The 18482-nt window shown below is 66.4% G+C and carries 15 protein-coding genes and 1 pseudogene; all 16 read right to left on the bottom strand.

Going from position 1 to position 18482, the window contains the following annotated elements; genetic code table 11:
• Positions 1 to 6: 6 nt before the first annotated feature.
• On the bottom strand, positions 7 to 1023 hold the full coding sequence (locus tag ACODT0_RS14195) for an NADP-dependent oxidoreductase (RefSeq protein ID WP_489041531.1): 1017 nt from the start codon (positions 1021 to 1023) through the stop codon (positions 7 to 9).
• Positions 1024 to 1117: 94 nt separating this feature from the next.
• Positions 1118 to 1579, bottom strand: coding sequence for a PaaI family thioesterase (locus tag ACODT0_RS14190; protein WP_261205662.1), 462 nt, complete (start codon positions 1577 to 1579; stop codon positions 1118 to 1120).
• A gap of 4 nt (positions 1580 to 1583) precedes the next feature.
• The gene (locus ACODT0_RS14185; RefSeq protein ID WP_057596408.1) at positions 1584 to 2381 is read right to left on the bottom strand and encodes an SDR family oxidoreductase; all 798 of its coding nucleotides are present in this window, start codon (positions 2379 to 2381) and stop codon (positions 1584 to 1586) included.
• 37 nt (positions 2382 to 2418) lie between these two features.
• Positions 2419 to 2721: a Dabb family protein gene (locus ACODT0_RS14180; protein ID WP_057596409.1), complete on the bottom strand. Its 303-nt coding sequence runs from the start codon at positions 2719 to 2721 to the stop codon at positions 2419 to 2421.
• Between the two features lie 11 nt (positions 2722 to 2732).
• A complete protein-coding gene (locus tag ACODT0_RS14175) occupies positions 2733 to 2951 on the bottom strand; it encodes a hypothetical protein (protein ID WP_261205661.1) in 219 nt (72 codons plus the stop codon).
• A 14-nt stretch (positions 2952 to 2965) separates the two neighbouring features.
• Positions 2966 to 4819 carry an acyl-CoA dehydrogenase gene (locus ACODT0_RS14170; RefSeq protein WP_489041530.1) on the bottom strand — a complete coding sequence of 618 codons (1854 nt, stop codon included), beginning with the start codon at positions 4817 to 4819 and terminating at the stop codon, positions 2966 to 2968.
• Between the two features lie 189 nt (positions 4820 to 5008).
• Positions 5009 to 6184, bottom strand: coding sequence for an acetyl-CoA C-acyltransferase (locus ACODT0_RS14165; protein ID WP_057596412.1), 1176 nt, complete (start codon positions 6182 to 6184; stop codon positions 5009 to 5011).
• A 37-nt stretch (positions 6185 to 6221) separates the two neighbouring features.
• Positions 6222 to 7718 (bottom strand): annotated as a pseudogene (locus tag ACODT0_RS14160) (M20 family peptidase); the annotation flags it as partial.
• 1 nt (position 7719) lies between these two features.
• Complete coding sequence (locus ACODT0_RS14155; RefSeq protein ID WP_057596414.1) at positions 7720 to 9822, bottom strand: 3-hydroxyacyl-CoA dehydrogenase NAD-binding domain-containing protein; 2103 nt, start codon at positions 9820 to 9822, stop codon at positions 7720 to 7722.
• 261 nt (positions 9823 to 10083) lie between these two features.
• Positions 10084 to 10779, bottom strand: a complete 696-nt coding sequence (locus ACODT0_RS14150) for an ABC transporter ATP-binding protein (protein ID WP_057596415.1) — start codon at positions 10777 to 10779, stop codon at positions 10084 to 10086.
• 1 nt (position 10780) lies between these two features.
• On the bottom strand, positions 10781 to 11557 hold the full coding sequence (locus tag ACODT0_RS14145; protein ID WP_261205658.1) for an ABC transporter ATP-binding protein: 777 nt from the start codon (positions 11555 to 11557) through the stop codon (positions 10781 to 10783).
• A gap of 3 nt (positions 11558 to 11560) precedes the next feature.
• Positions 11561 to 12871 (bottom strand): branched-chain amino acid ABC transporter permease, encoded by a 1311-nt coding sequence (locus tag ACODT0_RS14140; RefSeq protein ID WP_057596417.1) that lies wholly within the window; start codon positions 12869 to 12871, stop codon positions 11561 to 11563.
• Positions 12872 to 12875: 4 nt separating this feature from the next.
• The gene (locus ACODT0_RS14135; RefSeq protein WP_057596418.1) at positions 12876 to 13829 is read right to left on the bottom strand and encodes a branched-chain amino acid ABC transporter permease; all 954 of its coding nucleotides are present in this window, start codon (positions 13827 to 13829) and stop codon (positions 12876 to 12878) included.
• A 78-nt stretch (positions 13830 to 13907) separates the two neighbouring features.
• Positions 13908 to 15140 carry a branched-chain amino acid ABC transporter substrate-binding protein gene (locus ACODT0_RS14130; protein WP_057596419.1) on the bottom strand — a complete coding sequence of 411 codons (1233 nt, stop codon included), beginning with the start codon at positions 15138 to 15140 and terminating at the stop codon, positions 13908 to 13910.
• Between the two features lie 200 nt (positions 15141 to 15340).
• Positions 15341 to 16570, bottom strand: a complete 1230-nt coding sequence (locus ACODT0_RS14125) for a branched-chain amino acid ABC transporter substrate-binding protein (RefSeq protein WP_057596420.1) — start codon at positions 16568 to 16570, stop codon at positions 15341 to 15343.
• Positions 16571 to 16719: 149 nt separating this feature from the next.
• On the bottom strand, positions 16720 to 18348 hold the full coding sequence (locus ACODT0_RS14120) for a 3-(methylthio)propionyl-CoA ligase (RefSeq protein WP_489041529.1): 1629 nt from the start codon (positions 18346 to 18348) through the stop codon (positions 16720 to 16722).
• Positions 18349 to 18482: the final 134 nt, after the last annotated feature.

The raw sequence follows: 18482 nt of genomic DNA, 5'->3' as shown, positions 1-18482 counted from the left end.
CTTCTCTCAGATCAGCTTGACGAGCTGCTTGCCGAAGTTGCGGCCCTTGAGCAGCCCCAGGAAGGCCTCGGGCGCGGCCTCGATGCCCTGCGCGATCGACTCGCGCGGCTTGAGCTTGCCGCTGCCCACCAGCGCGCCGAGTTCGGCCAGCGCCTCGGGCCACACCTCCATGTGCTCGCTGACGATGAAGCCCTCGACCTTGAGCCGGTTGATCAGGATCAGCGCGGGGTTCGCGAGCGGCAGCGGCTGGCCGTCGTAGCCCGCGATCATGCCGCACAGCGCCACGCGCGCGAAGGCGTTGGTGCGCAGCAGCACGGCGTCGAAGATGTAGCCGCCGACGTTCTCGAAATAGCCGTCGATGCCGTTCGGGCAGGCTTCCTTGAGCGCCGCGCTCATGGTCTTGACGTCGGGATGCTGGCGGTAGTCGATACAGGCATCGAAGCCCAGTTCGTCGGTCACGTACTTGCACTTGTCCGGGCCGCCCGCGATGCCCACCACGCGGCAGCCGCGCGCCTTGGCCAGCGCGCCGAAGGCGCTGCCCACGGCACCGCTGGCGGCCGTGATGACCACGGTCTCGCCGGCCTTGGGCGCGATGATCTTGACCAGGCCGTACCAGGCGGTCACGCCCGGCATGCCGACCGCGCCCAGGTAGTGCGACAGCGGCACGTGGGTGGTGTCCACCTTCTTGAGCGCGCCGGGCTGCGAGGCATCGACCACGCTGTACTCCTGCCAGCCGCCGAAGCCCACCACCTTGTCGCCCACGGCGTACTTGGGATGCTTGCTATCGACCACCTCGCCCACGGTGCCGCCCTGCATCACCTGGCCCAGCGGCTGCGGCTGGGCATAGCTCTTGGCGTCGTTCATGCGCCCGCGCATGTAGGGATCGAGGCTCATGTAGTGGTGGCGCACCAGCACCTGGTTGTCCTGGAGCGCCGGGGTTTGCGCGGTCACGAGCCGGAAGTTGCTCGCGACGGCTTCGCCCTCGGGGCGGTTGTCGAGGATCTGCTGCTTGTTGGTCGGCATGGTCGTGTCTCCTGGAAAGCTGGATGGCGGCGCGCGAGGCGCCTTCGGACTGCGGGCGGCGAAACGGGGTCCGCCGTCCTTGGACTGTTCGCCGTCAGTCGGTCGACGGCGGGCGCATCGCGTTGGCGCTCGCCGGGCCGGTCGGCAGCCGGCGCTTCACGTACTTGAAGGTGCCGGTGGCATGGGCGCACACGCGCTCCTGCTCGTCGTAGATCCTGGCCTCGGTGAAGGCCAACGTGGCGGTGCGGTGGATCAGCGTGCCGCGCGCGCGCAGCGGGCCGACCGAGGGCTGCATGAAGCTGGTCTTCATCTCGATCGTGACCACGCCGGTCTCGGGCGTCACGCTGCGCGCGGCCGCGGCCATGGCGATGTCGAGCAAGGTCATGCAGGCGCCGCCGTGCGTCACGTCGAAGGTGTTGAGATGCTCGGGCTTGGCCGTGTAGCGGATCTCGGATTCGCCGTTCTCGAACTTCACGAGCTCGAAGCCCAGGTGGCGCGCGAACGGGATCTGGCTCGTGTACGAGCGGATGTTGATGTCGTCGGAGTCTTGGGTCATTGCTTCAGGCCGCGCCCAGGACCACGCTCACGCCGCCGTCGACCGCCAGCCACTGGCCGGTGATGTGCTTGCCGGCATCGCTCGCGTACAGCAGCGTCAGGCCCTTCAAGTCTTCGTCGTCGCCCAGGCGGCCCAGCGGCGCCTGCGCGGCCATCTTCTCCTCGCCCAGCGACTTGATCAGGCCGGCCGCCATCTTGGTCATGAAGAAGCCCGGGCAGATCGCGTTGACGGTGATGTTGTACTTGCCCCATTCGGCCGCCAGCGTGCGCGTGAAGCCGATCACCGCGGTCTTGGAGGTGTTGTAGGCCAGGGTCTGCATCTCGGGCGGGTTGCCGTTGAGGCCCGCGATCGAGGCGATGTTGATGATGCGGCCGCTCTTCTTCGGGATCATGTACTGGTTGGCCACGTGCTGCGACAGGATGAAATAGCCGCGCACGTTGAGGTTCATCACCTTGTCCCAGGCCTCGACCGGATGGCTTTCGGCCGGCGCGCCCCAGCTCGCGCCGGCGTTGTTCACGAGGATGTCGATCGCGCCCAGGCGCTGCAGGGTCTCCTCGGCCAGGCGGCGGGTGTCCTCCTCCTTCGCGCAGTCGGCGGCGATCCAGCGCGCGTCGATGCCGGCGGCCTGCAGCTCGGCCGCGGCCTGCTCGAGGTCCTCGGCCTTGCGCGAGCTCAGCATGATCTTCGCGCCGGCCTCGCCGAGCGCATGGGCCATCTGCAGGCCCAGGCCGCGCGAGCCGCCGGTGATGAGCGCGGTCTTGCCGCGCAGGTCGAACAATTGCTGGGTGGTGCGGGTGGTCATGGGGATGTCTCCGGAGGTCGGTGGTGTTCGGGGAATGTCAGATCTCATAGTCCATGCACTGGCGCGCTTCGCGCACGGCGCCGATGAAGGGCTTGAGCGCGACGTGCTGCGGATGCTCGGCATAGGCCGCGAGCGCGGCGGCATCGGTGAATTCCGAATTGAGGATCAGGTCGTAGGTGGCTTCCAGGCCCGGCTGGGCCAGCGCGACCTCGAAGCGCACGGTGCCCGGCGACAGCGTCGCGCAGGCCTCGAGCAGCGCCTTGGCCTTGGCGAGGTTGGCGGCCTTGTCGGCGCCCTCGGCGTGCGCCTTGAACTTCCACATCACGATGTGCCTGAGCATGGCCTCGCTCCTTACCTGTCGTTCATGCGCGAGCGCACGTAGATCAGCACGAAGCCCACGACGGTCGCGATGCCGCCGGGCACGGCCATGGCCCAGCCGGTGGCCGGCTCGGTGCGGCCGGTGGCGATGCCGAGGATGACGAGGAACAGGCCGCCGTAGATCAGGATCCAGATCCACTTCTCGAGCGTGGCATGCGGTTTGGGTGGCTTGGCGGGAGTGGGAGGGGTCATGGCAATGGCAGGCATCAGAATGCCTCTTCGGGCAAGGCGGTACAGGTCGGATCGCGGCTCTCGACCACGTTGAGCCAGGCGCCGTTCTTGGGCAGCTCGTAGTGGAAGAAATAGCGCGCGGCCGCCATCTTGCCAGCAGTCGCGGGCGCGGCCTGCGCCGGGTCGAGTTCGAGCGCGCGCTGCGCCACGTCGAGCCACAGCCAGGCCAGCACCGTGTGGCCGAAGGCCTGCATGTACGGCACCGCGTTCACCAGCGCCTCGGCCGGGTCGCCGGTGGACCAGGCGGCCTCGGTGGCGCTGCCCACGCGCTGCAGCGCCTCGCCCAGCGCCTTGGCATGGGCGGCGAGCGCGGGCGCCTTGGCGGCGCGGCCGATGGTCTCGGTGATGCGGCCCGCCAGCAGCTGCAGGCCGCGGCCCTTCTCCATCAGCACCTTGCGACCCAGCAGGTCGGCCGCCTGGATGCCGTGCGTGCCCTCGTGGATCATGTTGAGGCGGTTGTCGCGCCAGTACTGCTCGACCGGGAAGTCGCGCGTGTAGCCGTAGCCGCCATGGACCTGGATCGCGAGCGAGTTGGCCTCGAGGCACCATTCGCTGGGCCAGCTCTTGGCGATCGGCGTCAGCACTTCCAGCAGCAGCCGCGCGTCGTCGGCGGCCTGCTCGCTGCCGGTCTTCTGCTCGTCGACCAGCCGCGCGCAGTACAGCTCGAGCGCCAGCGCGCCCTCGCAATAGGCCTTCTGCGCGAGCAGCATGCGGCGCACGTCGGCGTGCTCGATGATGCGCACCTGCGGGCCGGCGGAGTCCTTGACCACCTTGGCCTCGCCGCCCTCGGGCTTCTTCACGAGGCGGCCCTGCGGCCGGCTCTTCGCGTAGTCGAGCGAGGCGTGGTAGCCGGCCATGCCGAGCATGGTGGCGGCGGTGCCGACGCCGATGCGTGCCTCGTTCATCATGTGGAACATGCAGTGCAGGCCCTTGCCGGGCGCGCCGACCAGGTAGCCCACCGCGCCGGCCTTGCCGCCGACCGGGTACTTGCCTTCGCCGAAGTTCAGCAGCGTGTTGGTGGTGCCGCGCCAGCCCAGCTTGTGGTTGAGGCCCGCGAGCGCCACGTCGTTGCGCTCGCCGGTCAGTTCGCCCTGCGTGTCCACCATGCGCTTGGGCACGATGAACAGCGAGATGCCGCGCGTGCCCGGCACCAGCTTGCCGTTCTCGTCGGGAATCTTGGCGAGCACGATGTGCACGATGTTCTCGGTCAGCTCGTGGTCGCCCGAGGAGATCCACATCTTGTTGCCCGTGAGCCGGTAGCGCGGGCCCAGCGGATCGTCCTGGAAGCCATCGCCATCGGGCACCGCGCGCGTGGCCACGTCGCTCAGCGAGGAGCCGGCCTGCGGCTCCGACAGGCACATGGTGCCGGCCCAGCGCCCGGAGAACTCGTTCTTGGCGAACACCTCCTTCTGTGCATCGGTGCCGTGCACCATCAGCAGGTTGGCATTGCCGCTGGTCAGCATGTTCGAGCCGATGCTCACCGAGGCCATCGCGAAGAAGCTGTTGGCCGCGGCCTGCACCGTGTAGGGCAGCTGCATGCCGCCGATGTCGTAGTCCTGCGCCGCGCTCATCATTCCCGATTCGACGAAAGCCTTGTGCGCGTCGTGCGTGGCCTGCGGCAGGATCACCTTCTCGCCGTCGAAGTGCGGCTCCTGCGTGTCGACGGTGCGGTTGAACGGCGCGTACTTCTCGCGCGCGATGCGCTCGCAGGTGTCGAGCACCGCGTCGAAGGTCTCGCGCGAGTGGTCGGCGAAGCGTTCGCGCGCGGCCAGCGTTTCGGCATGCAGCCAGTCGTAGAGCAGGAAATCGAGGGTGGGACGCAGGCTCATGATGAGTTCCAGGAAAGCGGGATCAGGGTCGGGATCGGGATCGGACAGCCGAACGCAGAAGGCGCAGAAACCAAGAAAAAGTCGCAGAGAAAAACCAATGAAAAAATTTTGGTTTCTCTTCTGCGACTTCTGCGTAACCTTCGCGACTTCTGCGTTCGGAAGTCCGAATTCAGCGGTTCAGGACAATGCTCAGATCACCTCGAACACGCCCGCGGCACCCATGCCGCCGCCGATGCACATCGTGACCACGACCTTCTTCGCGCCGCGGCGCTTGCCTTCGATCAGCGCGTGGCCCGTGAGGCGCTGGCCGCTCACGCCGTAGGGGTGGCCCACGGCGATGGCGCCGCCGTCCACGTTGAGGCGATCGGCCGGGATGCCGAGCTTGTCGCGGCAGTAGATCACCTGCACCGCGAAGGCTTCGTTGAGCTCCCACAGGTCGATGTCGTTGACCGTCAGGCCCAGGCGCTTGAGCACCTTGGGGATCGCGAAGACGGGGCCGATGCCCATCTCGTCGGGCTCGCAGCCCGCCACCGCGAAGCCCAGGAAGCGGCCCAGCGGCTTCAGGCCCTTGCGCTCGGCGTACTTCTCGTCGACCACCACGCAGGCGCCGCCGCCGTCCGAGAACTGGCTGGCATTGCCGGCCGAGATCAGGCCGCCGGGCAGCGCCGAGCGGATGCCGCTGATGCCTTCCTTGGTGGTGCCGGGGCGGATGCCTTCGTCGTTCTCGATCGTGACTTCCTTGGTGCGCAGTCCCAGCACCGGGTCGGCCACGCCGGCCAGCACGGTGATCGGCGCGATCTCGTCCTTGAAGCGGCCGGCTTCCAGCGCTGCCGTGGCCTTCTGCTGGCTCGCGGCGCCGTATTCATCCATGGCGTCGCGGCCGATGTTGTAGCGCTTGGCGACCTGCTCGGCCGTCTGCAGCATGTTCCAGTAGATCTCGGGCTTGTGCTTCACCAGCCAGGGGTCGGCCAGCATGTGCTTGTTGGCTTCGTTCTGCACGCACGAGATGCTCTCGACGCCGCCGGCCACGTAGACGTCGCCCTCGCCCGCGATGACGCGCTGGGCGGCGGTGGCGATGGTCTGCAGGCCCGAGGAGCAGAAGCGGTTGATGGTCATGCCCGAGGTGGTGATCGGGCAGCCGGCGCGCAGCGCGATCTGGCGCGCGATGTTCGAGCCGGTCGCGCCCTCGGGCGTGGCGCAGCCCATGATCACGTCGTCGACCTCGGCGGCCTCGATGCCGGCACGGGCGATCGCGTGCTGCACCGCATGGCCGCCGAGCGTGGCGCCGTGCGTCATGTTGAAGGCACCCTTCCAGCTCTTGGCGAGCGGCGTGCGGGCGGTGGAAACGATGACGGCGCTGGTCATGGTGAGGTCCTTTTCGAAGATGGAAGGGAAAGCCGGGTTACTGGGACTGCGCGCCGGAAGCGTTGCGCAGCAGCTGCTGATAGAAGCCGATCATCTCGCCGTAGTTCGAGATCGCGAGGCGTTCGTTGGTGCCGTGGAAGCGCGCGAGGTCCTCGTTCTTCATGCGGAACGGCGAGAAGCGGAACACCGCGTCGCTCAGGATCGAGAAGTGGCGCGAATCGGTGGCCGCGGTCATGAGGCCGGGCGCGACGATGGCGTCGGGGAAGGACTGGCGCACCGAGCGCTCGATGGTGCGGTAGCCGGCGCTGTCGGTCGGCGAGACCGGCGAGGCCTCGGAGTTGCCGGGGTAGCGCTTGATCTTGATCTCGTCGTCGCCCAGCTGCTTGCGCAGGTGGGCCTCGACGCTGTCGATGGTGTCGCCGGGCAGCACGCGGAAGTTGACGGCGGCCTCGGCGCGGCCGGGCAGCACGTTGTCCTTGTTGCCGGCGCGCACGATGGTCAGCGCGGTGGTGGTGCGCAGCATCGCGTTGCTGCTCGGGCTCTTCTGCAGCTGGCCTTCGACCAGCGGCGCCGTGAGCCAGAGGTTGGACAGCATCACGCGATTGATGCCGCTCATCTCGGGCGCGAGCGTGCCGAACATCTGGCCGGCCACGCCCTGGATGCCGCCGGGCATCGGGTTGGCCTCGAGGCGCGCGAGCGCAGCGCTCAGGCGGCCGATCGCGCTGTGCGCGGGCGGCATCGACGAGTGGCCGGGCGCGGTGTCGAGCGAGAGGAAGAAGGTGGCGTAGCCCTTCTCGGCCAGGCCGATCAGCGCCGCGGGCTTGCTCAGGCCCGGCAGCACGCCGTCGAGCACCAGCAGGCCCTCGTCGAGCACCCAGTCGAGCTTCACGCCGCGCGATTGGAGCAGTTCGGCGATCGGCAGCGCGCCGCGCAGGCCGCTGACCTCCTCGTCGTCGCCCATCGCGAGATAGACGGTCTGCTTCGGCTGGAAGCCGCTCGCGAGCAGCAGCTCGATGGCTTCCATCTGCGCGAACAGGTTGCCCTTGTTGTCGAGCGTGCCGCGGCCCCAGACGAAGCCGTCCTTGATCTCGCCGCCGAAGGGATCGACGCTCCAGGCCTTCTCGGTGCCCGGCGCGATCGGCACCATGTCCTGGTGCGCCATCAGCGCGATCGGCTTGGCCTGCGGATCGCTGCCGGTCCAGGTGTAGAGCAGCGCCTTCTGGCCCACGACCTCGCGCTTGAGCGTGGCGTGGACCTTGGGAAAGTTCTGTTCGAGGTAGGCATGCAGCCGGTCGAACTCGGCCAGGTTGGCGGCCGGGTCGTCGAGGCTGGACACCGTGCGAATGGGGATCGCGCCCGCGAGCCGCTTCGCGGCGGCCTGCAGGTCGATCTCGGGCTTGGGGGCCGGCGCCACCGCGAGCTGGCGCGATGGCGTGGTCCAGGTCTTGACCGCCACGGCCGCCGCCAGCGCGACGAGCACCAGCAGCAACCCCAGGAAGATGCGTTTCAGCATGGGCGGTCGGGTTCCCGGACGATCAACCGAAGGACTTGCCTTCGGCCACCAGCTTCTGGATCAGCGGCGCGGGCTGCCAGAACTCGGCGTCGTCGCGCGGGTTCTTCGCGAAGCGCTTCATCGTCTCGGCCACGTTGTACAGGCCGACCTGCGAGGCGTAGTGCATCGGGCCGCCGCGCCAGATCGGGAAGCCGTAGCCCGTGAGGTAGACCATGTCGATGTCGCCCGACTTGGAGGCGATGCCGTCTTCCAGGATGTGCGCGCCTTCGTTGACCAGCGCGTACACCAGGCGCTGCACGATCTCCTCGTCGGAGATCTTGCGCGGCGTGATGCCCAGTTCCTTGCGATGGTCCTCGATCATCTTGTTGACGAGCTCCGACGGGATCGCGTCGCGCTTGCCGGCCTGGTAGTCGTACCACCCTGCCCCGGTCTTCTGGCCGAAGCGGCCCAGTTCGCAGAGCTTGTCGGCCGTGCGGCTGTACTTCATGTCGGCGCGCTCGACGGCACGGCGCTTGCGGATCGCCCAGCCGATGTCGTTGCCGGCCAGGTCGCCCATGCGGAACGGACCCATCGCGAAGCCGAACTTCTCGATCGCCTTGTCGACCTGCTGCGGCGTCGCGCCCTCGTCGAGCAGGAAGCCGGCCTGGCGGCTGTACTGCTCGATCATGCGGTTGCCGATAAAGCCGTCGCACACGCCCGAGACCACCGAGGTCTTCTTGATCTTCTTGCCGATGGCCATGACCGTGGCGAGCACGTCCTTGGCGGTCTGCTTGCCGCGCACCACCTCGAGCAGCTTCATCACGTTGGCGGGGCTGAAGAAGTGCATGCCGACCACGTCCTGCGGACGCTCGGTGAACGATGCGATCTTGTCGACGTCGAGCGTCGAGGTGTTCGAGGCCAGGATCGCGCCCTTCTTGGCGACGCGGTCGAGTTCCTTGAAGACCTTCTCCTTGACGCCGATCTCCTCGAACACGGCTTCGATGATCAGGTCGGCGTCCTTCAGGTCGTCGTAGTTCAGCGTGGTGCTCAAGAGCGCCATGCGCTGCTCGTACTTGTCCTGCTTGAGCTTGCCCTTCTTGACCTGGGCTTCGTAGTTCTTCTTGATGGTGGCGATGCCGCGGTCGAGCGCTTCCTGCTTCATCTCGAGGATCTTCACGGGGATGCCCGCGTTGAGGAAGTTCATCGAGATGCCGCCGCCCATGGTGCCGGCGCCGATCACGCCGACCGTCTTGATCTCGCGCTTGGGCGTGTCCTCGGGCACGTCGGGAATCTTCGAGGCGGCGCGCTCGGCCATGAACAGGTGGCGCAGCGACAGCGACTCGGGCGTGAACATCAGCGCGGTGAACAGGCGACGTTCCTCGGCCATGCCCTCGTCGAACTTGAGCTTGGTCGCGGCCTGCACGGCGTCGATGCACTTGAGCGGCGCCGGATAGTTCTTCGACATGCCGCCGACCATGTTCTTGGTGAACTGGAAGTAGGCATCGCCCTGCGGGTGCTTGCACGGCAGGCTGCGCACCAGCGGCAGCTCGCCGCCCTTGGCGGCCGCGGCCTTGGCGAACTCGACGGCTTCGTCGAACACGGTCTCGGGCGAGGCGGCCAGCTTGTCGAACAGCTTCTGGCCCGGCAGGCTCGCGAGCACTTCGGACTTCACGGCCTCGCCGCTCACGATCATGTTGAGGGCGGTCTCCACGCCGAGCACGCGCGGCAGGCGCTGCGTGCCGCCGGCGCCGGGCAGCAGGCCCAGCTTGACTTCGGGCAGCGCAACGTTGGTGCCAGGGGCCGCGACGCGGTAGTGGCAGCCGAGCGCGAGCTCGAGGCCGCCGCCCATGCACACCGAGTGGATCGCCGCGACGATCGGCTTGGTGGCGGCTTCGAGCGCGAGGATCACGCTCAGCAGGTTGGGTTCCTGCAGCGCCTTGGGCGTGCCGAATTCCTTGATGTCGGCGCCGCCCGAGAACGCCTTGCCGGCGCCGGTGATGACGATGGCCTTGACGGCATCGTCGGCATGGGCCTTCGACAGGCCGTCGGTGATGCCGATGCGGGTCGAGAAACCGAGACCGTTGACCGGGGGATTGGTCAGGGTGATCACGGCGACATCGCCGAGCACTTTGTATTCAGCCGTCATGCTGCGTTCCTTGGTGTGTGATGAGAAAAAAGAAAAAGCACGAGTGTTCTTTTTCCGGGGATTTTAGGCCTTTGGCGCGGCGCAACAATGGCACGCAGTCGCTGGAGGGACAAGGGGTGAAAACGGGAGCCGGACGCAGAGACGCGAAGGTTCCGCGAAGGACGCGAAAGAAAACCCAAACAAGTATTTGGCTGCTCTTTCGCGTCCTTCGCGTGATCTTCGCGTCCTCTGCGTCCGGAAGTCCGCTTTCGAAAGCCTAGTCTAGACCTCGAGCCATTCCTTGCGCGTCGATCCGTCGGCGCGCAGGCTCGCCGGCGTGCCGTCGAAGACGATGCTGCCATGGCCCATGACGAGCGCGCGATCGGAGATCGCCATCGCGATGGTGAGCTTCTGCTCGATCAGCAGCACCGAGATGCCCTTGTCCTTGAGCGTGCGCAGGTACTGGCCCACGAGCTCGACGATCTTGGGCGCGAGGCCCTCGGTGGGCTCGTCGATGATGATCAGGTCGGGGTCGCCCATCAGCGTGCGGCACAGCGTGAGCATCTGCTGCTCGCCGCCCGAGAGCACGCCGGCCTCGGTGTGCTGGCGCTCCTTCAGGCGCGGGAACATGGCGTACATGTCGTCGAACTGCCAGCGGCTGCCCTTGCCGCTGCCCTTCTGCCCCAGCAGCAGGTTCTGGTGCACCGTGAGCTTGGGGAAGATGTCGCGGTTCTCGGGCACGTAGCCGATGCCCAGGTGGGCGATCTCGTAGGCCTTCTTGCGCAGGATGTCCTGCTCCTTCCAGCGCAAGGTGCCCTCGGCATGGACCAGGCCCATGATGGCCTTGGCGGTGGTCGAGCGGCCCGAGCCGTTGCGACCCAGCAGCGCGACGATCTCGCCGGGCTGCACGTCGAAGGAAACGCCATGCAGCACATGGCTCTTGCCGTAGTAGGCGTGGATGTCGTGAAGCTTCAGCATCTCAGTGTCCCGCTCCCTGTGCATCGGCGACCGACGAACCGAGGTACGCCTCCTGCACGCGCGCATTGGCGCGCACCTCCGCGGGCGTGTCGAAGGCGATCACCTCGCCATACACCACCACCGCGATCTTGTCGGCCAGGCCGAACACCACGCCCATGTCGTGCTCCACCGTGAGCAGGGTCTTGCCGGTGGTCACGTGCTTGATCAGCGCGATGAAGTGCGAGGTCTCGGTCTTGCTCATGCCGGCCGTGGGTTCGTCCAGCAGGATCACGCTGGCGCCGCCGGCGATGGTCACGCCGATCTCGAGCGCGCGCTGCTCGGCATAGGTGAGGTTCACCGCGTGCACGTCGCGCTTGCGTTCCAGGCCGATCTGGCGGATCAGTTCCTCGGTGCGCGCATTGGCATCGTCGAGGTTCGAGAGGAAGCGCAGGAAGGTGTACTTGTAGCCGAGGCTCCAGAGCACGCCGCAGCGCAGGTTCTCGAACACGCTGAGCTTGGGGAAGATGTTCGTGATCTGGAAGCTGCGCGCGAGGCCCAGCCGGTTGATCTCGTAGGGCTTCCTGCCATCGATGCGCTGCCCGTTGAGCAGCACCTCGCCGCTGGTGGGCGCGAGCCGGCCGCTGATCAGGTTGAACAGCGTGGACTTGCCCGCGCCGTTCGGCCCGATGACGGCCACGCGCTCGCCGGCCTTCACCGCGAGGTCCACGCCGCGAATGATCTCGGTCTTGCCGAAGTTCTTTCGCAGCGCCTTGAGTTCCAGTGCGTATTCAGCGCTCATGTGTTACGCCGCCTCCCGACGCTTGATTTCCGTTTCGATCTCTTCCTGCGCCTGGCCCCAGACCCGCACGAAGCGGCGCCGCGCGACCTCGAGCGCGCCCAGGCCGACGGCCAGGATCGCGACCGCGCCGAGCCAGCTGCCCGTGCCCGCGGTATTGAGCGAGACGCCGAAGAAGTTGAGGCTCGGGCCCATCGCCGCGTTGAGCTGGATGTGGTAGATCATCTCGATCAGCGCGGCCGCGCCGATCACCACCGGCACCAGCGCCGCGGCGAGCGCGAGGTAGAGCCACCAGAAGCGGCCGAACTTGCCGAACTTGGCCACGCGCAGGTTCATCATGATCAGGCTCGCGATGCCGCCCGGGGCGAACATCACCATGAACACGAACACCAGCCCGAAGTAGAGCTGCCAGGCCTTCGAGAGCTCCGACAGCAGGATCGAGGCGAACACCAGCAGCACCGCGCCGATCATCGGGCCGAAGAAGAACACCGCGCCGCCGAGGAAGGTGAACAGCAGGTAGCCGCCCGAGCGCACCGCGTTGAGGCTGTCGGCCGCGTTCACGATCTCGAAGTTGATCGAGGCCAGGCCGCCGCCGATGCCGGCGAAGAAGCCCGCGATGATGAACGCGAAGTAGCGCACGCGCTGCGTGTTGTAGCCGATGAATTCCACGCGCTCGGGGTTGTCGCGCACCGCGTTGAGCATGCGGCCCAGCGGCGTGCCGGTGAAGGCGAACATCAGCGCGGTGCACACGAAGCAATAGAACGCGATCAGGTAGTAGACCTGGATCTGCGGCCCGAAGGTCATGCCCAGGAAGGGCGTGCCGTAGACGCGGTCGGTGGTGATGCCGCCCTCGCCGCCGAAGAAGCTCGGGAACATCAGCGCCATGGCGGCCACCAGTTCGCCGATGCCCAGCGTGATCATCGCGAAGGTGGTGCCCGACTTCTTCGTGGTGACGAAGCCCAGCAGGATCGCGAAGAACATGCCCGCGAGCCCGCCCACGAGCGGGATCAGCACCAGCGGCACCGGCACCGCGCCCTTGCTCGCGAGGTTCATCGTGTGGATCGCGATGAACGAGCCCAGGCCGACGTAGACGGCATGGCCGAAGCTCAGCATGCCGCCCTGCCCCAGCAGGATGTTGTAGCTCAGGCAGATGATGATGAGGTAGCCCATCTGCGAGAGCATGGTCAGCGCCAGGCTGCTCTTGAACAGGTGCGGCGCGACGATCAGGGCGATGGCGAACAGCGCCCAGATCAGGTAGCGCCCGATGTTCCAGGGCTTGAAGCGGTAGTAGCGGGAAGCTTGCGTGGTCGATGTCATGGCGTCAGTCCTCCCGGGTGCCCAAGAGGCCCTTGGGCCTGAAGATCAGGATGAGGACCAGGAACAGATAAGGCAGGATCGGCGCGACCTGCGAGATGGTGAGCTTGAGCAGCTCGTAGCCGAAGGTCTGCTCGCTGACCGCCACGCCCAGCGCCTGCAACCCGCCGGCCAGCGACTGGTCCATGGCGACCGCGAAGGTCTGGATCACGCCGATCAGGAGCGAGGCCAGGAAGGCGCCCGCCAGCGAACCCATGCCGCCGACCACCACCACCACGAAGATGATGGAGCCGACCGAGCCCGCCATCGCCGGCTCGGTGACGTAGGTGTTGCCGCCCACCACGCCCGCGAGGCCCGCGAGCGCGGCACCGCCGCCGAACACCAGCATGAACACGCGCGGCACGTTGTGGCCCAGCGCCTCGACCATGTCGGGATGCTTGAGCGCGGCCTGGATCACGAGACCGATGCGCGTGCGCGTGAGCAGCAGCCACACCGACACCAGCATCAGCACCGCCACCAGCATGATGAAGGAGCGCGACTTGGGGAACTGCGTGCCGTAGAGCGAGAACAGCGGGCCCTGCAGCTGCGCCGGCAGGCCGTAGGGCACGGTCGAGCGGCCCCACACCAGCTGCACCAGTTCGAGGATCAGGTAGGAAAGACCGAAGGTCACGAGCAGCTCGGGCACATGGCCGAACTTGTGCACGCGCCGCAGGCAGTAGCGCTCGAAGCCCGCGCCCAGCGCGCCCACGAGCAGCGGCGCGAGGAACAGCGCCGGCCAGAAGCCGATGATGTTCGACAGCGTGTAGGCGATGTACGCGCCCAGCATGTAGAAGCTGGCGTGCGCGAAGTTGAGCACGCCCATCATGCTGAAGATCAGCGTGAGGCCGGAGCTCAGCATGAACAACAGCAGGCCGTAGCTCACGCCGTTGAGCAGCGAGATGACGAAGAATTCGACGTTCATCGGTCTTTCGGATCACATGAAAAAGAAAAAGGCCCGAGTGTTGAAGTCGGGCCTCGACCGTTCAGGGGCGTCCCGCGTTCAGGAGGGCCGCTTCATCTGGCACGTGGTGGGCGTGCTCGCCACGTAGGCTTCGTAGTACTTGACCGGGGCCAGCGTGTAGCCGGTGTTCTCCGGGCTGTACGGGTTCTTGGCGTCGGCCTTCTGCCAGCGCGTGATCCACAGGCCCTGCTGCAGCTGGTGGTCGGCCTTGCGCATCTCGACGTCGCCGTTGAAGCTCTTGAACTTCATGCCCTCGAGCGCCGCGGCCACCTTGACCGGCTCGGTCGACTTGGTGCGCACGAAGGCTTCGCTGAGCATCGCGTAGACGGTGTAGATGTCGGTGGTGTAGAGGTCGTCGTTGAAGCGCTTCTTGAACTCGCCCATCAGCGGCTGCACCGGGCCCGGCGCGTTGTAGTGGCTGTAGCCGACCTGGTAGACCTTGCCGTCCGAGGCCGCGCCCATGGCGGTCGGCGTGCCGTTGGTGACGGCGTAGTAGGTGTAGAACTTGACGTTGAGGCCGGCGTCGTTGGCCGACTTGATCAGCAGCGCGAGGTCGGAGCCCCAGTTGCCGGTGATCACGGTGTCGGCGCCCGAGGCCTTGATCTTGGCGATGTAGGGCGCGAAGTCGCGCACCTGGGCCAGCGGATGCAGGTCGTCGCCGACGATCTCGACGTCGGGGCGCTTGGTCTTGAGGTTTTCCTTCGCGAACTTCGAGACCTGCTGGCCATGCGAGTAGTTCTGGTTGATCAGGTAGACCTTCTTGATCTCGGGCTGGTCCTTCATGAAGGTGGTCAGCGCCTCCATCTTCATCGAGGTGTCGGCGTCGAGGCGGAAGTGCCAGTAGCTGCACTTGCTGTTGGTCAGGTCGGGATCGACGGCCGCGTAGTTGATGTAGAGCACTTCCTTGCCGGGGTTGCGGGCGTTGTGCTTCTCGAGCGCGTCGATGATCGCCAGCGCCGGGCCCGAGCCGTTGCCCTGCACCACGTAGCGCGCGCCCTGGTCCATGGCCGAGCGCAGCGCGGCGGTGGTTTCCTGCGGGCTGAGCTTGTTGTCGATGCCGATGACCTCGAACTTCACGCCGGCCGCGTTCTTCTTGTTGAATTCCTCGGCCAGGAACTGGAAGGTCTTGAGCTGGTTGGTGCCCACCGCGGCCATCAGGCCCGACAGCGGGTCGAGCCATGCGATCTTGACGGTTTCACCCTTCTGGGCCAGGGCGCCGGCGGCGCTTGCGGCAAGGATGGCTGCGGTAGCGATTTTCAGAGTGAACTTCACGATCTATATCTCCTGGTCAAACCGAATCAAAAAAGCCTTGCACGAGCGTACAAGCGTTCCCTGCCCCTCCCCTCAGGGATTGCCCGTAAGGGGAGTGCCGGGAAGCCCGGTTTCTATCGCGCAGGCGACAGCGCATTTCTCCAATTTCTACCCGGCGGTAGGCTTTGCTACCTTTGGGTAGGAAATGCACATGAACGCGCTCAGGGACGCTTCATCTGGCAGGTCGTCGGCGTGCTCGCCACGTACGACTCGTAGTACTTCACGGGAACGTTGGTGTAGCCGGTGTTCTCGGCGTCGTAGGGGTACTTGGCGCTGGCCTTCTCCCAGCGCGCGATGTACAGGCCCTGCTGCAGCTGGTGGTCGGTCTTGCGCATCTCGACCTCGCCGTTGAAGCTCTTGATCTTCATGCCCTCGAGCGCGGCCGCGACCTTGACCGGATCGGTCGACTTGGTCTGGACGAAGGCGTTGTCGAGCAGCGCGAAGGCATGGAAGATCGACGCCTGCGTGAGGTCGTCATTCATCTTCTTCTTGAATTCGCCGAGCAGGCGCTGGATGTCGCCACCCATGTTGTAGTGGGCATAGGCCACGGTGTAGACCTTGCCCGCGGAGGCCGAGCCCATGGCCGTGGGCGTGCCGGCGCCGGGCGCGTAGTAGGTCAGGAACTTGACGTTGAGGCCCGCGTCGTTGGCGGCCTTGATCAAGAGCGACAGGTCGGAACCCCAGTTGCCGGTGATCACGGTGTCGGCGCCCGAGGCCTTGATCTTGGCGATGTAGGGCGAGAAGTCGCGCACCTGGGCCAGCGGATGCAGGTCGTCGCCGACGATCTGGATGTCGGGCCGCTTGGTCTTGAGGTTCTCCTTGGCGTACTTGCTGACCTGTACGCCGTGCGCGTAGTTCTGGCCGAGGATGTAGACCTTCTTGATGTCCGCCTGGTCCTTCATCCAGGTGGTCAGCGCCTCCATCTTCATCGAGGTGTCGGCGTCGAGGCGGAAGTGCCAGTAGCTGCACTTGCTGTTGGTCAGGTCGGGGTCGACCGCGGCATAGTTCAGGTACAGCAGTTCCTTGCCCGGATTGCGCGCATTGTTCTTCTCGATCGCATCGATGATCGCGAGCGCCGGGCCCGAGCCGTTGCCCTGCAGGATGTAGCGCGCACCCTGGTCCTGGGCCGAGCGCAGCGCGGCGGTGGTTTCCTGCGGGCTGAGCTTGTTGTCGATGCCGATGATCTCGAACTTCACGCCCGACGCGTTCTTCTTGTTGAATTCCTCGGCCAGGAACTGCGTGGTCTTGAGCTGGTTCGTGCCCACCGCGGCCATCAGGCCCGACAGGGGGTCGAGCCAGGCGATCTTGACGGTCTCGCCCTTCTGGGCGAAGGACGCGCCGGCTCCGGCCAGCAGGGCGCACACGGCGATGGACTTGAGGGCAAAACGCATGAAGGTCTCCAGGTTGTAGGGCGGCTCGATCGGCTGCCTTTGCAGCGTACAAGCGCGCTTTTTTCGTTCGCACAGGGATTGCCCGCAAGCCGGGCCGCGGCGGTGGCCGTGCTATCGCCTAGGCGACACGGCCGGCGCCGCAACCCGCTTCAGAGGCCGGGCAGCTTGTAGTCCTTGAGCTGCTCGCGCAGCCGGGTCTTGAGGATCTTTCCGGTGGCGCCCAGCGGAATCGCCTCGACGAAGACCACGTCGTCGGGGATCTGCCACTTGGCGGTCTTGCCTTCGTAGAACTTCAGCAGTTCCTCGCGCGTGACCTCGGCGCCGGGCTTCTTCACCACCGCGACGATCGGGCGCTCGTCCCACTTGGGGTGGTACACGCCGATGCAGGCCGCCATGGCGATGGCCGGGTGCGCGACCGCGATGTTCTCGATGTCGATCGAGCTGATCCATTCGCCGCCGGACTTGATCACGTCCTTGCTGCGGTCGGTGATCTGCAGGTAGCCGTCGGCATCGATGGTGGCGACGTCGCCGGTGGGGAACCAGCCGTCGATCAGCGGATCGCCGCCCTCGCCCTTGAAGTACTCCTTGACGATCCACGGCCCCTTGACCAGCAGGTCGCCGTAGGCCTTGCCGTCCCAGGGCAGCTCGTTGTTCTCGCCGTCGACGATCTTCATGTCGACGCCGAAGATCGCGCGGCCCTGCTTGAGGCGCACCGTGAGCTGCTCCTCGGGCGACTGCTTCAGGTGCTTGTTCTTGAGCGTGCACAGCGTGCCCAGCGGGCTCATCTCGGTCATGCCCCAGGCATGCAGCACCTCGACGCCGTAGAGGTCCTGGAAGGCCTTGATCATGGCCGGCGGGCAGGCGGAGCCGCCGATCACGGTGCGGGTCAGCGTGCTGAACTTCAGGCCGTTGGTCTGCATGTGGCCCAGCATCATCTGCCACACGGTGGGCACGCCGGCCGCGAAGGTCACGCCCTCGCCTTCGATCAGTTCGTAGACCGACTTGCCGTCGAGCGCCGGGCCCGGGAACACCAGCTTGCAGCCCACGAGCGCGGCCGAGTACGGAATGCCCCAGGCATTGACGTGGAACATCGGCACCACGGGCAGCACCGAGTCGCGCGCCGAGATGCGCATCACGTCGGGCAGCGCGGCGGCGTAGGCATGCAGCATGGTCGAGCGGTGGCTGTAGAGCGCGGCCTTCGGGTTGCCGGTGGTGCCGCTCGTGTAGCACATGCTCGAGGCCGAGTTCTCGTCGAACACCGGCCACTGGTACTCGGTGGACTGGCCGCCGACCCAGTCCTCGTAGCTCACGAGGTTGGGCACGCCGCTGTCGACCGGCAGCTTGTCGGGGTCGCACAGCGCGACCCACTTGCGGATGGTCGGGCACTTGGCGTGCACGGCCTGCACCAGCGGCAGGAAGGTGAGGTCGAAGCACAGGATCTGGTCTTCGGCGTGGTTCGCGATCCACGCGATCTGGTCGGGATGCAGGCGCGGGTTGATGGTGTGCAGCACGCGGCCGCTGCCGCTGACGCCGTAGTAGAGCTCCAGGTGGCGGTAGCCGTTCCAGGCCAGGGTCGCGATGCGGTCGCTGAACAGCAGTTGCTCGCCGTCCAGCGCATTGGCCACCTGCCGGGAACGCGATGCGATGTCGCTCCAGGTACAGCGGTGGATGTCGCCCTCGACCCGGCGCGAGACGATCTCGCCGTCGCCGTTGTGGCGCTCGACGAACTCGATCAGCGACGAGATCAAAAGCGGTCGGTCTTGCATCAAACCCAGCATCTACAGGCTCCTTCTTTCAACAAAATTCAGCGGTTTTCAGGACTAGCGCGATTCACGCAATTTATGTGCGTTCGCACAATGACAGAAACCCGCAGTCTGCAGACACCGATCTGTCGTCCAGACGACAGCCGGCG

This window comes from Variovorax sp. FG153, from assembly GCF_057809595.1.
This window is presented reverse-complemented; position numbering and strand designations above follow the sequence as displayed.

Excerpts from the sequence above, each read along its gene's own strand:
- ACODT0_RS14155 (WP_057596414.1), bottom strand. The coding sequence starts at position 9,822 with ATGACGGCTGAATACAAAGTGCTCGGCGATGTCGCCGTGATCACCCTG.
- ACODT0_RS14185 (WP_057596408.1), bottom strand. The coding sequence starts at position 2,381 with ATGACCACCCGCACCACCCAGCAATTGTTCGACCTGCGCGGCAAGACC.
- ACODT0_RS14175 (WP_261205661.1), bottom strand. The coding sequence starts at position 2,951 with ATGACCCCTCCCACTCCCGCCAAGCCACCCAAACCGCATGCCACGCTC.
- ACODT0_RS14180 (WP_057596409.1), bottom strand. The coding sequence starts at position 2,721 with ATGCTCAGGCACATCGTGATGTGGAAGTTCAAGGCGCACGCCGAGGGC.
- ACODT0_RS14125 (WP_057596420.1), bottom strand. The coding sequence starts at position 16,570 with ATGCGTTTTGCCCTCAAGTCCATCGCCGTGTGCGCCCTGCTGGCCGGA.
- ACODT0_RS14170 (WP_489041530.1), bottom strand. The coding sequence starts at position 4,819 with ATGAGCCTGCGTCCCACCCTCGATTTCCTGCTCTACGACTGGCTGCAT.
- ACODT0_RS14120 (WP_489041529.1), bottom strand. The coding sequence starts at position 18,348 with ATGCTGGGTTTGATGCAAGACCGACCGCTTTTGATCTCGTCGCTGATC.
- ACODT0_RS14135 (WP_057596418.1), bottom strand. The coding sequence starts at position 13,829 with ATGAACGTCGAATTCTTCGTCATCTCGCTGCTCAACGGCGTGAGCTAC.
- ACODT0_RS14165 (WP_057596412.1), bottom strand. The coding sequence starts at position 6,184 with ATGACCAGCGCCGTCATCGTTTCCACCGCCCGCACGCCGCTCGCCAAG.
- ACODT0_RS14140 (WP_057596417.1), bottom strand. The coding sequence starts at position 12,871 with ATGACATCGACCACGCAAGCTTCCCGCTACTACCGCTTCAAGCCCTGG.
- ACODT0_RS14195 (WP_489041531.1), bottom strand. The coding sequence starts at position 1,023 with ATGCCGACCAACAAGCAGCAGATCCTCGACAACCGCCCCGAGGGCGAA.
- ACODT0_RS14145 (WP_261205658.1), bottom strand. The coding sequence starts at position 11,557 with ATGAGCGCTGAATACGCACTGGAACTCAAGGCGCTGCGAAAGAACTTC.
- ACODT0_RS14150 (WP_057596415.1), bottom strand. The coding sequence starts at position 10,779 with ATGCTGAAGCTTCACGACATCCACGCCTACTACGGCAAGAGCCATGTG.
- ACODT0_RS14190 (WP_261205662.1), bottom strand. The coding sequence starts at position 1,579 with ATGACCCAAGACTCCGACGACATCAACATCCGCTCGTACACGAGCCAG.